This window comes from Staphylococcus sp. aM, assembly GCF_052975125.1.
Genome location: NZ_CP121449.1, coordinates 22,307 through 38,356 on the forward strand (window position 1 = coordinate 22,307; position 16,050 = coordinate 38,356).

Here is a 16,050-nt window from a genome sequence, read left to right on the forward strand (position 1 = left end):
TAGAATTCTCTTTATCAATTTCAATAACACTTATCTAATGAAACAGCCATTGTCGTAATTATTTTCATAACTACACGAAGCTTATATTGAAATTGCTAAAGAACATCCCACGATAATTTTTTACCGGGAAAGGAATGGGATTTGCAAATTCGAAGAAACAGAAGGATTGTACAAGCACAATCCCAAAATCCCGTTATTCTTTATAAACAAATAATATATATAAGGAAGCAGAGACCCAATCCTATCATCAATACTTATAAATAATGAGTTGATTGTTCGTCAAAATGGGTGGGATTCCGGGATTTCCTTGTTACACCAACGTTTATCACGAGTTTTTATATAGAATTTTCTCATATTGTCAACGGGATTCTTAATAAATGACAAATCAAATATATCGATTTATATGTTACTCAAATATAGTATATTTATTTTTATTATCGTTATATACAAAATCAATGAATATTATATACTAAAAATTAATATTAAAAATATAGTCACTGCTACATAAATATAGTATTTACAATTAATAAGATTCATTAAATACCAAAAATTTAAATTTACCCTTTAAATAACTCTTGTTTTTTGTATAATTATTGTATGTAACAAAAATAAATATAAGGGAGTTATTTAATATGTTTGTTTTAGCTACATCTTTATCAAGCCAAGTGAATCTTGACTGGCGGACATATATCATGCTTGCAGTATATTTTCTAATTTTACTTGTTATTGGATATTATGGTTATAAGCAGGCAACCGGAGATTTAAGAGAATATATGCTTGGTGGAAGAAATATAGGACCTTACGTTACTGCATTATCTGCTGGAGCTTCAGATATGAGTGGTTGGATGATTATGGGGTTACCTGGAGAGGTTTATACAACAGGTTTATCAGCAGCTTGGTTAGCTATTGGGTTAACTATCGGAGCTTATGTTAACTACATACTTGTAGCACCAAGACTTCGTGTGTACACTGAAAAAGCGAATGACTCAATCACATTACCTAACTATTTTACACATCGCCTTAATGATAATTCTAATATTATTAAAATTATCTCTGGTGGTATTATTGTTGTATTCTTTACACTATATACTCACTCGGGTATGGTTTCAGGTGGTAAATTATTTAATAGTGCGTTTGGTCTAGATTATCATACTGGTCTTATTGTAGTTTCGGTGATTGTTATTGCTTATACATTCTTTGGGGGGTATTTAGCAGTATCATTAACTGACTTCTTTCAAGGTGTAGTTATGTTAATTGCGATGGTTATGGTACCTATTGTAGCCATGATGCAGCTCGGAGGGATTGATGCTTTTTCTCAAGCAGCAAATTTAAAACCGACTAATTTAGATTTATTTAAAGGGACAACTATTGTGGGAATTATTTCTTTCTTTGCTTGGGGATTAGGTTACTTTGGTCAACCGCATATTATAGTACGATTCATGTCAATCAAATCTGTTAGTCAATTAAAAACTGCCAGAAGATTTGGTATTAGTTGGATGGCTATTAGTTTAATAGGTGCTGTATGTGTAGGGTTGATAGGTATTGCTTTTGTTCAAGATAGAGGAGTTAAATTAAATGATCCAGAAACACTTTTTATTTTAATGGGCCAAATTTTATTCCATCCATTGGTTGGTGGTTTCCTTCTTGCAGCAATTTTAGCAGCTATTATGAGCACAATCTCCTCACAACTACTTGTTACTTCTAGTTCACTTACAGAGGATTTCTATAAATTAATTAGAGGCGAAGAAGCTGCAAAAAAACATAAAAAAGAGTTTTTATTAGTAGGTCGATTATCTGTTCTTATTATAGCAATTATATCTATTATAATCGCATGGACTCCAAATGATACTATACTTAATCTTGTTGGTAATGCATGGGCTGGATTTGGTGCAGCATTTGGTCCACTGGTATTACTATCTCTCTATTGGAAGGGATTAAGTCGTACAGGAGCTATTTTTGGTATGATATCAGGATCAGTTGTAGTCATTATTTGGATTGTTTTTGTGAAACCATTAGGAGAATATATTGACTTCTTTAATTTATATGAAATTATTCCTGGATTTTTAACAAGTTTAATTGTGACTTATATCGTAAGTCTTATAACTAAAAAACCGAATAGAGATGTTGAAAAAGAATTAGAAGAAGTTAAAAAACTTGTAAAAGAAAAATAACATTTTATCATTTAAAGAGGTAGAACAAGAAATCGTGGTTCTATCTCTTATTTTTTATTTACAAATTTCATTTTATTGAAGTATATAGTTTTTATCAATTTCAATAACACTTATCTAATATGGTAGCAAATTGGCATTACCTATCTACTACTACACGATGCTTATATTGAAATTGCTAAAGAACATCCCACGATGATTTTTTATGTACTGAAACCCAAAAGTTGTACTTTGGTTAAGCATATAATTTCAAAGGTTTGTCTTCTATGATTTTTAGGAGACAAGCCTTTTAATTCTTTCATTATATTGATGAATGGATTGTTTCCATTGGTCAAAATGTTGAAATTGATTGCCATAAAACATTTCTTGTTTTAGTAATCCAAAGAAATTTTCCATTAATGCATTATCTAAACAATTACCTTTTCTGGACATACTTTGAAAAATATTGTTATCTTTTAGGCATTTTACATATTTATCGTGTTGATAATGTCATCCTTGGTCTGAATGTATTGTTGAACGATAGTTTATTTTAGGCTTTTGATTAATGAGCGCTTGAAGTGGTGTCATGACTATATCTAAGGTAGATCCATCAGACATAGTAAAACTAATGATTTCTGAACTATATACATCCATAAACGTTGATAAATATAATTTTTGATCATTTTTTAGTTTGAACTCTGTAATGTCGGTCACTATTTTTTGATAAAGTCGGTCAGTTTTAAATCGACGTTTGATTAAATTATTCGCAACTTTTCCAATTTTACCTTTATAGGCTTTATATGGTTCTGTTTCAAAGTTGATTTTATAGTATAATTTTAACAAAAAGGAGCCTTCTGTATGAATTATTTAAGATATAAACAATTCGATAAGGATGTTATTACTGTAGCCGTTGGCTACTACCTAAGATATGTATTAAGTTATCGTGATATATCTGAAATACTAAGAGAACGTGGTGTGAACGTTCATCACTCAACAGCCTACCGTTGGGTTCAAGAATATGCCCCGATTTTGTATCAAATCTGGAAGAAAAAGCATAAAAAAAGTGTATTATAGGTGGCGTATTGATGAGAAATACATCAAAATAAAAGGAAAATGGTGTTATTTATATCGTGCGATTGAGGCAGATGGTCATAAACTAGATATTTGGTTACGCAAAAAGCGAGATAATCACTCAGCATATGCGTTTATAAAACGCCTCGTTAAACAGTTTGGCAAACCTCAAATAGTGATTTTACAAATCAAGCACTTTCAACGAAGATGGCCATGGCTAAAGTAATTCAAGCGTTTAAATTGAACTCTAACTGTCATTGTACATCTAAATATCTCAATAACCTCATTGAACAAGATATCAAAGTATCAATACAGCAAAAAATACAATCAAAGGGATTGAATGTATTTACGCTCTATACAAAAAGAACCGTAGGTCTCTTCAGATCTACGGATTTTCACCGTTCCACGAAATTAGACATATGTTAGCCAGTTAAGGGAACAACGACATGATAAAGTGGTAATTAGCTATATTTTTCTAACTTTGCAACAGAACCTATAAAAGCTATTATTGATGAAGTTTTAGAGAGATTTTTAGAAAATAATAAATATTAATATTTTGCTATAAAGTGAGAGTGTGTCATTACAATTTAAGTTAATGATACACTCTTACTTTATATAAGCATCATGAAAATGGGAGTTATTCTTATCAAAGGAATGATATTTTAATATAGAATAATAAAATTAATTAAAATAAAAATTTAATTATTTTACGATAAGAAGTGTGAGTAAAATAAAAACGTAGTTAAAATAAATTTACATTAAAAAACAAAATATTTTTAATGTAAATATTGAATTAAATTTAATTGTTTTTAGAAAGTGACAGTGATAGTATTAGGGTACTAAAAAACAAAAATTTTCAGTCAAATGGGTAATATTACAGTTAAAACTTTCAATTAATGGAGGAAATTATGACCAAAAAAATCAAACGGTTTAAAGAAAATTTTAAAGAAGAAAAAGCAAGAGTGAGATTGTATAAATCAGGAAAAAATTGGGTTAAAGCAGGAATTAGAGAAATTCAACTTATGAAAGTTATGGGTCTACCTTTTGCAGGACAAAAAGTAGCTGTAGGAAAAGATTTGAATTCACAAAATTCAAGCTTCAAGAAGAATGCTCTAAAAACGTCAGCTGTAGTAGGCGGAGCGTTCACTTTCAACATGTTAAATAATCATGAAGCATTTGCTGCATCAGAAACGCCTGTAACATCTGAAATAAGTTCCAATAGCACTACTGTAGGTGATCAAACATCTACTAAAGAAAGCAAAGATAGTGCTGCAAGTACAGAAAGCAAGGACAGTGCTGCAAGTACAGAAAGCAAGGACAGTGCTGCAAGTACAGAAAGCAAGGACAGTGCTGCAAGTACAGAAAGCAAAGATAGTGCTGCAAGTACAGAAAGCAAAGATAGTGCTGCAAGTACAGAAAGCAAAGATAGTGCTGCAAGTACAGAAAGCAAGGACAGTGCTGCAAGTACAGAAAGCAAGGACAGTGCTGCAAGTACAGAAAGCAAGGACAGTGCTGCAAGTACAGAAAGCAAGGACAGTGCTGCAAGTACAGAAAGCAAAGATAGTGCTGCAAGTACAGAAAGCAAGGACAGTGCTGCAAGTACAGAAAGCAAAGATAGTGCTGCAAGTACAGAAAGCAAGGACAGTGCTGCAAGTACAGAAAGCAAGGACAGTGCTGCAAGTACAGAAAGCAAAGACAGTGCTGCAAGTACAGAAAGCAAGGACAGTGCTGCAAGTACAGAAAGCAAGGACAGTGCTGCAAGTACAGAAAGTAAAGACAGTGCAACAAGTGAAGATTTAGGTTCAGCAATCACAATTAATAATAGTGATTCGTCGTCTAACAGTACCTCAGCAACTAAATTAAGAACTTTTAGTAGATTGGCAACAACAACATTCGCAGCAGCAGCAGCAACATCTACTACAAATACTTATACAGGTGCGGGTACCGATACAAATAATAATATTCCTATCTATTATAAATTGACTACTGTTAATAATGGAACATCTATGACTTTTACTTATACAGTTACATATGATAATCCAGCAACAACAACAGTTGAAAAACCAACGACATTACCAAATGGTTATTCAATATACAATACAGGTTCATCTAATCAAACAATGTTTACATTAGGTAACGGATATGGAACTCCTTCATCTGCCACGAGCTATATTACAGACTCAACAGGTGCAAAGGTTAGTAATCCAGCAGCAAATACAACACCTATGGTTAAACAAGGTAATGGATATACTTGGTCAAATGGTTATCAAATGAATGGATATCAAGCTAAACAAGGCTATGGTTTAACAACGACATGGACAGTTCCTATTATTTCTGGGGGCGATACATCGTTTACATTTGATCCGTACTCTACATCTGTGACAGGTGGTACTAACTTTTTTAATGGTCAAAAAGTTAATGTAACTGATCCAACAAGTACAGCTAATTCACAAAGTGCGTCAACAAGTACAGCTAATTCACAAAGTGCGTCAACAAGTACAGCTAACTCACAAAGTGCGTCAACAAGTACAGCTAACTCACAAAGTGCGTCAACAAGTACAGCTAACTCACAAAGTGCGTCAACAAGTACAGCTAACTCACAAAGTGCATCAACAAGTACAGCTAATTCACAAAGTGCATCAACAAGTACAGCTAATTCACAAAGTGCGTCAACAAGTACAGCTAACTCACAAAGTGCGTCAACAAGTACAGCTAACTCACAAAGTGCGTCAACAAGTACAGCTAATTCACAAAGTGCGTCAACAAGTACAGCTAACTCACAAAGTGCGTCAACAAGTACAGCTAATTCACAAAGTGCGTCAACAAGTACAGCTAATTCACAAAGTGCGTCAACAAGTACAGCTAACTCACAAAGTGCGTCAACAAGTGCAGCTAACTCACAAAGTGCGTCAACAAGTACAGCTAACTCACAAAGTTCATCAACAAGCGCATCAGATTCAGCATCAGAAAGTGCAAGTGACTCAGCGTCAGTAAGCGCAAGCGACTCAGCGTCAGCAAGTGCAAGTGACTCTACATCAGTAAGCGCGTCTGACTCAGCATCAGCAAGTGCATCTGATTCAACATCAGTAAGTGCATCTGACTCAGCGTCAACAAGTGCATCTGATTCAACATCAGTAAGCGCGTCTGACTCAGCATCAGCAAGTGCATCTGACTCAGCGTCAGTAAGCGCATCTGACTCTACATCAGTAAGCGCGTCTGACTCAGCGTCAACAAGTGCATCTGATTCAACATCAGTAAGTGCATCTGACTCAGCGTCAGTAAGCGCGTCTGACTCAGCATCAGCAAGCGCATCTGATTCAACATCAGTAAGTGCATCTGACTCAGCGTCAGTAAGCGCATCTGACTCTACATCAGTAAGCGCGTCTGACTCAGCATCAGTAAGCGCGTCTGATTCAACATCAGTAAGCGCGTCTGACTCAGCATCAGCAAGTGCATCTGACTCAGCGTCAGTAAGTGCAAGCGACTCAGCGTCAGCAAGCGCATCTGATTCAACATCAGTAAGTGCATCTGACTCAGCATCAGCAAGTGCAAGCGACTCAGCATCAGCAAGTGCATCTGACTCAGCGTCAGTAAGTGCATCTGATTCAACATCAGTAAGTGCATCTGACTCAGCATCAGCAAGTGCGTCTGACTCAGCGTCAACAAGTGCAAGTGACTCTACATCAGTAAGTGCGTCTGATTCAACATCAGTAAGCGCGTCTGACTCAGCATCAGCAAGCGCGTCTGACTCAGCATCAGCAAGTGCATCTGACTCTACATCAGTAAGCGCGTCTGACTCAGCATCAGTAAGCGCATCTGATTCAACATCAGTAAGTGCATCTGACTCAGCATCAGCAAGTGCGTCTGACTCAGCGTCAACAAGTGCAAGTGACTCTACATCAGTAAGTGCGTCTGACTCAGCATCAGTAAGCGCGTCTGACTCAGCGTCAACAAGTGCAAGTGACTCTACATCAGTAAGTGCGTCTGATTCAACATCAGTAAGTGCATCTGACTCAGCGTCAACAAGTGCATCTGATTCAACATCAGCAAGTGCGTCTGATTCAACATCAGTAAGTGCATCTGACTCTACATCAGTAAGCGCGTCTGACTCAGCGTCAACAAGCGCATCTGACTCAAACTCAGTAAGTACATCAGATAGTGCATCATTAAGCACAAGCGTATCTGACTCAAACTCAGTAAGCACATCAGATAGTGCATCATTAAGCACAAGCGTATCTGACTCAAACTCAGTAAGCACATCAGATAGTGCATCAACAAGCACAAGCGTATCTGACTCAGCGTCAACAAGTGCATCTGACTCTACATCAGTAAGCGCGTCTGACTCAGCGTCAACAAGCGCATCTGATTCAACATCAGTAAGCGCGTCTGACTCAGCATCAGCAAGTGCATCTGACTCAGCGTCAGTAAGTGCATCTGACTCAGCGTCAGTAAGCGCGTCTGACTCAGCATCAGCAAGCGCATCTGATTCAACATCAGCAAGTGCAAGTGACTCAGCGTCAGTAAGCGCGTCTGACTCAGCATCAGCAAGTGCATCTGACTCAGCGTCAGTAAGCGCATCTGACTCTACATCAGTAAGCGCGTCTGACTCAGCGTCAACAAGTGCATCTGATTCAACATCAGTAAGTGCATCTGACTCAGCGTCAGTAAGCGCGTCTGACTCAGCGTCAGCAAGCGCATCTGATTCAACATCAGTAAGTGCATCTGACTCAGCATCAGCAAGTGCGTCTGACTCAGCGTCAACAAGTGCAAGTGACTCTACATCAGTAAGTGCGTCTGACTCAGCATCAGTAAGCGCGTCTGACTCAGCGTCAACAAGTGCAAGTGACTCTACATCAGTAAGTGCGTCTGATTCAACATCAGTAAGCGCGTCTGACTCAGCATCAGCAAGTGCGTCTGATTCAACATCAGTAAGTGCATCTGACTCTACATCAGTAAGCGCGTCTGACTCAGCATCAGTAAGCGCATCTGATTCAACATCAGTAAGTGCATCTGACTCAGCATCAGCAAGTGCGTCTGACTCAGCGTCAACAAGTGCAAGTGACTCTACATCAGTAAGTGCGTCTGACTCAGCATCAGTAAGCGCGTCTGACTCAGCGTCAACAAGTGCATCTGATTCAACATCAGCAAGTGCGTCTGATTCAACATCAGTAAGTGCATCTGACTCAGCGTCAACAAGTGCATCTGATTCAACATCAGCAAGTGCGTCTGATTCAACATCAGTAAGTGCATCTGACTCTACATCAGTAAGCGCGTCTGACTCAGCGTCAACAAGCGCATCTGACTCAAACTCAGTAAGTACATCAGATAGTGCATCATTAAGCACAAGCGTATCTGACTCAAACTCAGTAAGCACATCAGATAGTGCATCATTAAGCACAAGCGTATCTGACTCAAACTCAGTAAGCACATCAGATAGTGCATCAACAAGCACAAGCGTATCTGACTCAGCGTCAACAAGTGCATCTGACTCTACATCAGTAAGCGCGTCTGACTCAGCGTCAACAAGCGCATCTGATTCAACATCAGTAAGCGCGTCTGACTCAGCATCAGCAAGTGCATCTGACTCAGCGTCAGTAAGTGCATCTGACTCAGCGTCAGTAAGCGCGTCTGACTCAGCATCAGCAAGCGCATCTGATTCAACATCAGCAAGTGCAAGTGACTCAGCGTCAGTAAGCGCGTCTGACTCAGCATCAGCAAGCGCATCTGATTCAACATCAGTAAGTGCATCTGACTCAGCGTCAGTAAGCGCATCTGACTCAGCGTCAGTAAGCGCGTCTGACTCAGCATCAGCAAGCGCATCTGATTCAACATCAGTAAGTGCATCTGACTCAGCGTCAGTAAGCGCATCTGACTCTACATCAGTAAGCGCGTCTGACTCAGCATCAGTAAGCGCATCTGATTCAACATCAGTAAGTGCATCTGACTCAGCATCAGCAAGTGCGTCTGACTCAGCGTCAACAAGTGCAAGTGACTCTACATCAGTAAGTGCGTCTGACTCAGCATCAGTAAGCGCATCTGATTCAACATCAGTAAGTGCATCTGACTCAGCGTCAGTAAGCGCATCTGACTCAGCGTCAGTAAGCGCGTCTGACTCAGCATCAGCAAGCGCATCTGATTCAACATCAGTAAGTGCATCTGACTCAGCGTCAGTAAGCGCATCTGACTCTACATCAGTAAGCGCGTCTGACTCAGCATCAGTAAGCGCATCTGATTCAACATCAGTAAGTGCATCTGACTCAGCATCAGCAAGTGCGTCTGACTCAGCGTCAACAAGTGCAAGTGACTCTACATCAGTAAGTGCGTCTGACTCAGCATCAGTAAGCGCGTCTGACTCAGCGTCAACAAGTGCAAGTGACTCTACATCAGTAAGTGCGTCTGATTCAACATCAGTAAGCGCGTCTGACTCAGCATCAGCAAGTGCGTCTGATTCAACATCAGTAAGTGCATCTGACTCTACATCAGTAAGCGCGTCTGACTCAGCATCAGTAAGCGCATCTGATTCAACATCAGTAAGTGCATCTGACTCAGCATCAGCAAGTGCGTCTGACTCAGCGTCAACAAGTGCAAGTGACTCTACATCAGTAAGTGCGTCTGACTCAGCATCAGTAAGCGCGTCTGACTCAGCGTCAACAAGTGCATCTGATTCAACATCAGCAAGTGCGTCTGATTCAACATCAGTAAGTGCATCTGACTCAGCGTCAACAAGTGCATCTGATTCAACATCAGCAAGTGCGTCTGATTCAACATCAGTAAGTGCATCTGACTCTACATCAGTAAGCGCGTCTGACTCAGCGTCAACAAGCGCATCTGACTCAAACTCAGTAAGTACATCAGATAGTGCATCATTAAGCACAAGCGTATCTGACTCAAACTCAGTAAGCACATCAGATAGTGCATCATTAAGCACAAGCGTATCTGACTCAAACTCAGTAAGCACATCAGATAGTGCATCAACAAGCACAAGCGTATCTGACTCAGCGTCAACAAGTGCATCTGACTCTACATCAGTAAGCGCGTCTGACTCAGCGTCAACAAGCGCATCTGATTCAACATCAGTAAGCGCGTCTGACTCAGCATCAGCAAGTGCATCTGACTCAGCGTCAGTAAGTGCATCTGACTCAGCGTCAGTAAGCGCAAGCGACTCAGCGTCAGCAAGCGCATCTGATTCAACATCAGTAAGTGCATCTGACTCAGCGTCAGCAAGCGCATCTGATTCAACATCAGTAAGTGCATCTGACTCAGCATCAGCAAGTGCGTCTGACTCAGCGTCAACAAGTGCAAGTGACTCTACATCAGTAAGTGCGTCTGATTCAACATCAGTAAGCGCGTCTGACTCAGCATCAGCAAGCGCGTCTGACTCAGCATCAGCAAGTGCATCTGACTCAGCGTCAGTAAGTGCATCTGACTCAGCGTCAGTAAGCGCGTCTGACTCAGCATCAGCAAGCGCATCTGATTCAACATCAGTAAGTGCATCTGACTCAGCGTCAGTAAGCGCATCTGACTCAGCGTCAGTAAGCGCGTCTGACTCAGCATCAGCAAGCGCATCTGATTCAACATCAGTAAGTGCATCTGACTCAGCGTCAGTAAGCGCATCTGACTCTACATCAGTAAGCGCGTCTGACTCAGCATCAGTAAGCGCATCTGATTCAACATCAGTAAGTGCATCTGACTCAGCATCAGCAAGTGCGTCTGACTCAGCGTCAACAAGTGCAAGTGACTCTACATCAGTAAGTGCGTCTGACTCAGCATCAGTAAGCGCGTCTGACTCAGCGTCAACAAGTGCATCTGATTCAACATCAGCAAGTGCGTCTGATTCAACATCAGTAAGTGCATCTGACTCTACATCAGTAAGCGCGTCTGACTCAGCGTCAACAAGCGTATCTGACTCAAACTCAGTAAGCACATCAGATAGTGCATCATTAAGCACAAGCGTATCTGACTCAAACTCAGTAAGCACATCAGATAGTGCATCAACAAGCACAAGCGTATCTGACTCAAACTCAATGAGCACATCAGATAGTGCGTCATTAAGCACAAGCGTATCTGACTCAAACTCAGTAAGCACATCAGATAGTGCATCAACAAGCACAAGCGTATCTGACTCAAACTCAGTAAGCACATCAGATAGTGCGTCAAATGTCACTTCACATGCAACTTCTAACAGTGCATCAACTGGAGAAAGTACAAACTCATCTAATGTAGCTCAACAATCAAATCACAAAGATAATAGTGATGAGAACAAAGAACTTCCTGAAACTGGTAATAGCAATGATGCTAATAATACAAACGTATTAATGGGGGCTGTTCTCTCATTGCTTGCTGGATTAGGTTTAATGAAAAGATCACGTAAAAACAAAGAAGATAAAAAATAATTATAGATTTTAATCTATGATAATATGAAGTAAAACAAAGAGGCTAAGACATAATATTAAGTTTACGTGATAGTAAATCAATTATGTTTTTAGCCTCTTTGCACTCATATTAAAATATAAGAATTTTAGGTGGAAAAATGTTAAGAAATAAAGAGTTTAAGATTTTACACAAAAGAATTATTTTTACAATGTTCATTCTTTTTATATACATATTTGGAAGTAATATTTCTATCATTGGTAATGAATCAATTAAATCCAGCCATGATAGCTTTTTTAAATTAGCTGTTTCAAATGTCGGTGGGGATTTAAGCTCATTGAATGTATTTTCATTGGGGTTAGGCCCGTGGTTAACAGCAATGATTATTATCATGCTATTCAACTATAGAGATGTAGATAATATTGTTAAGCAGACTCGTTCTGAAAAACAAATAAAGGAAAGGCTATTAACAATACTTATAGCAACGATACAAGCATACTATGTTATCCATACCTATGTTCAGAATAATATAATACAGAGCACAAATATTCTGTTACTTGTATTAGTTTTATTAACAGGGACATTACTATTAGTCTGGTTAGCTGATCAAAATACGACTTATGGAATTGGTGGGCCAATGCCAATTGTATTAATGAGTTTAATAAAATCTTTATTTCATCAACAACTGTCTAGTATAAATGTAACAGAAACATTATTTATTGTGATTGGATTACTAGTTATAGCGATTCTAATACTTCTCTATATAGAATTATCAGAGTATCGACTTCATTATAAAGATATAATGAATATGTCTACACAAACTTCACATTCATATCTTGCCTGGAAATTAAATCCAGCAGGAAGTATATCTATAATGATAAGTTTATCTTTATTTCTATTGTTAAATAGTGTCATTAACTTAATTGGAAGCTTACTTTTGAATAAGGAAATGAATGTAGCCATTTTTGGATTTGATAATCCCATAGGTATTACAGTATATATTGTAATACAAATCATTTTTGGATATTTACTATCTAGATTTTTGATCAATACTAAAAGGAAATCTAAAGAATTTTTAAAAAATGGAAATTACTTTGCTGGTATTAGTCCTGGTGAAGAAACTGAGCGATATTTAAATAAAAAAGCAAGAAGAATTTGCTGGTTTGGTTCAGTTACAGTGACATTGATTTTAGCAGTGCCCTTATATTGTTCATTATTGGTTCCAGAGCTTTCAAAAGAAATATACTTTTCAATACAACTGATTATATTGATTTATATTGGTATAAGTATAACTGAAACATTAAGAGCATATTCTTATTTTGATAGATATAAAAGCATATTAGACAAATATTAGGGAGGAATTTTTTATGAGATATTTTATACCAGCGTGGTATAGTGGACAAAAATTGTGGAAAGACAATACTCTTCCCTTCTATTATAAGCCGGATAAAACAGATTTTGATGACATGATTAGCTTAATGTCTATGCATAAGAAAAATGGTTATGAATATAAATTACTAGTATTAAATTATTCACCTAATTTAAGGTTGTTTTTACATAGACATGATTTATTTGAAAGTGATTATTGGTCTGTATTTGATGTGTTACAAAGTGCTCCAAACACATTACCTAGAGCTATTGATTACTTAGATTTGAATTGGCCTAAATATACAGAGTTTGTATATTCGCCGTTTATGGTAGAAGCAGTTATAGGTAAAAATACGTATTCTCAAATTACGTTTAATCAAGAGGGATATGTACTCCATATACATGAATATGAAAATGGATTGCAACAACAAAAGATGATATTTGACGATAGAGGGTTTATATCTTCAATTATTAAATATGAAAATGATACTGAAGTTGAACAAACTTATTTAAATGTATTGGGTGAAAAGATTCTAACTGAGAACTTAATAACAGGAGAAGTATTAGTTAACAATCCAGTTAAAGATTTATTAGACCATAGTAAATATTTAAATATGTTGGAAATAATAGAAGAGATTGTTGAAAAATTTTATACAGATCAAATAACACAATCAGACGATTTTATTGCTGCTTCCGATGGAAGACATAATCAGTTAATTACACGGTATTTTGAAGCAAATCAATTATGTTTTTCTCTATTTTCAAATAGAAATAGAGAAATAACGTCACATTTAATTCAATCCATGCAACCTGCAAAAAGTTGTTTAGTTGACACAAAAGAAAATGAAAGAGAATGTAGGCTTATTGCTAATAACAATTCAATTAACATGAAAATGTCTAGAATTACACCCTTTGATACTGAAAAAATCCCAAATATAAGTTCTCAGTTATATGATGTGCATATTGGTTTTTGGATAGATAATTTATCAAGAGATGTAGTAGAACCTGTAATAGATCAGTTATATAGTTATATTAAAAATAAAGAAAACTATAGAGTTACTATTTTAATGAAAGATATAACAAGCAAAACACCGAAATGGTTATCAGACATAGTAAAAGAAAAAAATGAATTATATAATGAAGAACAAAGAACTTTAAGTGAAGAAATGGCTGATGTGTTAGAAGAAGAAATGGAATTTATAGAAATAATTAAAATTGAATCGGTCATATTTGAAGAAGATTTAATTAGAGCAATGTCACAATTAAGAGTAGTTATAGATTTGGGTGATGAACCAGATTTATATCTGCAAATTAGCGCAATCAGTGCAGGAGTACCTCAAATTAATATGATAGAAACGGATTATGTGACACCTAATGTAAACGGGTTAATAATACCAAGTTCATCTAATATGATACAGGCGTTAGATTACTTCTTACTAAGTTTGAAAAATTGGAATTATTCTTATGCATCTTCCCTAAAATTAGTAGATGAATTTAGTTCGACTAAGATAATAAGAGAAGTGAACCGTTTGATAAAAGGAGAGTTATATGGCTAGAAAATTTAATATATTGCAAATCGGTGGAGAAGATTTAGAACCTATTTTCCATGATAAAAAAAACGTGTACATCGATTATCTTGATCCAATACTATTTACATTTGAAAGTGGTTATGAAGAAGCAATTGAAAATTTAATAGATGAAGTTGGTTCCTTTAATTTAGTATTTATTCAAACAACATATTCTCAAGAATTGATGAAAGTTATTGAAATAGTGGGAGAACCATATACGATTTATGTAGATGAAAAATATTGGGATTTTCAATTCGAAAATGATTCTCGAGTAAAATATAAATTTATTAAACCATTAATTTATAAATCAACAGATGAGTTGCATCATAAATTAAAATCAGGTGCTTTTACTAAGCAATACGGAGATAAAGTCTCGCCAATTAAAGGAGAGGTAAATCCTAATTTTGAAGGAGAATTTGAATACTTAGGTAACAAGGAACTCGTTTTGTCTGGAGATTTTGGAGAGTCGTATACGCCAATTGTTAGCTGGAACCAAAACTTAGTTTACGATAAGAATATGATGGTACAGTTATGGCCAGAATTTTTTGTAGAGGGAAATGTTGATGTCCAATATGTAATTAGATTAATCCCATTTGGCTCATTAGAACATACGAAAGATGTTATAACCTTGACAAAGGATGATTTAAACCAGCCTTTGGAATTGATGCCAAGACCTTATGATGCAAATATTTCTATAGTAGTAAAAGCAAAGGGAACAGGTGTTGTACATCTTAGGGCGATCCATAAAAGGTGGTCTCGTGCAGAGATGGGCCAATTTATAATGGGTGGTCAACGTTATAACGATGAAAATGGCGAAGAGTTTATACATTATTTCAATCCTGGTGATTTAAAGCCGCCATTAAATGTATATTTTAGTGGTTATCGTTCAGCAGAAGGGTTTGAAGGATATTTTATGATGAACAGTCTAGATGCCCCATTTTTACTTATTGGGGACCCTAGAATCGAAGGTGGATCCTTCTATCTTGGCTCTGAAACCTATGAAAATAGCATAAAAAAAGTTATTAAAGAAACATTGGAATATTTAAATTTTAAAGAAGATGATTTGATATTATCTGGATTGTCGATGGGGTCATTTGGCGCATTATACTATGGTGCACAATTAAACCCAAGAGCTGTGATTGTTGGTAAACCATTAGTGAATATTGGTAGAATTGCTGAAAATATGAAACTAAAGCGACCTAATGATTTTGGAACAGCACTAGATATTTTGATGTCTCAAGAAGGCACATTTAGTAAGGAAAATATCAATCATTTGAATAAGCGTTTTTGGGGAAAATTTAAGCAAAATGAAGTTGAAAATACTACTTTTGCTATCGCATATATGCAAAATGATGATTATGATGATATAGCTTTTGATGATTTAATGTCTGTGCTAGGAGAATCTAAAACGCATGTCATGACACGTGGCGTGCCTGGTAGACATAATGATGACTCAGCAACGATAACCAGTTGGTTTGTAAACTTCTATCATATTATTTTAAATAATCAATTCGGGAGAGAGTAGT

Annotated in this window: 7 protein-coding genes and 4 pseudogenes; 8 read left to right on the forward strand and 3 right to left on the reverse strand. The window is 36.8% G+C overall.

Annotated features, from left to right (window positions below; translation table 11 throughout):
- Nucleotides 1-632: 632 nt before the first annotated feature.
- Nucleotides 633-2,171, forward strand: coding sequence for a sodium/proline symporter PutP (gene putP / locus P7F85_RS12630; protein WP_019236147.1), 1,539 nt, complete (start codon nt 633-635; stop codon nt 2,169-2,171).
- Between the two features lie 270 nt (nt 2,172-2,441).
- Here the strand turns inward: putP and P7F85_RS12635 are convergent, their stop codons facing one another.
- Nucleotides 2,442-2,600: an IS3 family transposase gene (locus tag P7F85_RS12635; RefSeq protein WP_081047735.1), complete on the reverse strand. Its 159-nt coding sequence runs from the start codon at nt 2,598-2,600 to the stop codon at nt 2,442-2,444.
- Nucleotides 2,601-2,657: 57 nt separating this feature from the next.
- Nucleotides 2,658-2,990, reverse strand: coding sequence for a DDE-type integrase/transposase/recombinase (locus tag P7F85_RS12640; protein ID WP_057525830.1), 333 nt, complete (start codon nt 2,988-2,990; stop codon nt 2,658-2,660).
- A gap of 15 nt (nt 2,991-3,005) precedes the next feature.
- Between P7F85_RS12640 and P7F85_RS12645 the strand changes: the two are divergent.
- Nucleotides 3,006-3,652, forward strand: a pseudogene (locus P7F85_RS12645) (IS6 family transposase).
- Between the two features lie 474 nt (nt 3,653-4,126).
- Nucleotides 4,127-4,264: pseudogene (locus P7F85_RS12650) on the forward strand (KxYKxGKxW signal peptide domain-containing protein); the annotation flags it as partial.
- Nucleotides 4,265-4,455: 191 nt separating this feature from the next.
- Here P7F85_RS12650 and P7F85_RS12655 read toward each other — a convergent pair.
- The gene (locus P7F85_RS12655; RefSeq protein WP_345889770.1) at nt 4,456-5,031 is read right to left on the reverse strand and encodes a hypothetical protein; all 576 of its coding nucleotides are present in this window, start codon (nt 5,029-5,031) and stop codon (nt 4,456-4,458) included.
- A 307-nt stretch (nt 5,032-5,338) separates the two neighbouring features.
- Between P7F85_RS12655 and P7F85_RS12660 the strand changes: the two are divergent.
- The 5 genes and pseudogenes from P7F85_RS12660 to asp2 all read left to right on the forward strand — a co-directional run.
- Nucleotides 5,339-11,443 (forward strand): annotated as a pseudogene (locus P7F85_RS12660) (hypothetical protein); the annotation flags it as partial.
- 36 nt (nt 11,444-11,479) lie between these two features.
- Nucleotides 11,480-11,611: pseudogene (locus P7F85_RS12665) on the forward strand (LPXTG cell wall anchor domain-containing protein); the annotation flags it as partial.
- A gap of 137 nt (nt 11,612-11,748) precedes the next feature.
- On the forward strand, nt 11,749-12,942 hold the full coding sequence (gene secY2 / locus P7F85_RS12670) for an accessory Sec system protein translocase subunit SecY2 (RefSeq protein WP_270251701.1): 1,194 nt from the start codon (nt 11,749-11,751) through the stop codon (nt 12,940-12,942).
- A gap of 13 nt (nt 12,943-12,955) precedes the next feature.
- On the forward strand, nt 12,956-14,512 hold the full coding sequence (gene asp1 / locus P7F85_RS12675; RefSeq protein ID WP_046467513.1) for an accessory Sec system protein Asp1: 1,557 nt from the start codon (nt 12,956-12,958) through the stop codon (nt 14,510-14,512).
- Complete coding sequence (asp2, locus tag P7F85_RS12680; protein WP_046467512.1) at nt 14,505-16,049, forward strand: accessory Sec system protein Asp2; 1,545 nt, start codon at nt 14,505-14,507, stop codon at nt 16,047-16,049. Before asp1 ends, asp2 begins: the two co-directional genes overlap by 8 nt.
- Nucleotide 16,050: the final 1 nt, after the last annotated feature.

Coding starts and splice junctions, on each gene's coding strand:
- putP (WP_019236147.1), top strand. CDS start 633: ATGTTTGTTTTAGCTACATCTTTATCAAGCCAAGTGAATCTTGACTGG.
- P7F85_RS12635 (WP_081047735.1), bottom strand. CDS start 2,600: ATGTCCAGAAAAGGTAATTGTTTAGATAATGCATTAATGGAAAATTTC.
- secY2 (WP_270251701.1), top strand. CDS start 11,749: ATGTTAAGAAATAAAGAGTTTAAGATTTTACACAAAAGAATTATTTTT.
- asp1 (WP_046467513.1), top strand. CDS start 12,956: ATGAGATATTTTATACCAGCGTGGTATAGTGGACAAAAATTGTGGAAA.
- asp2 (WP_046467512.1), top strand. CDS start 14,505: ATGGCTAGAAAATTTAATATATTGCAAATCGGTGGAGAAGATTTAGAA.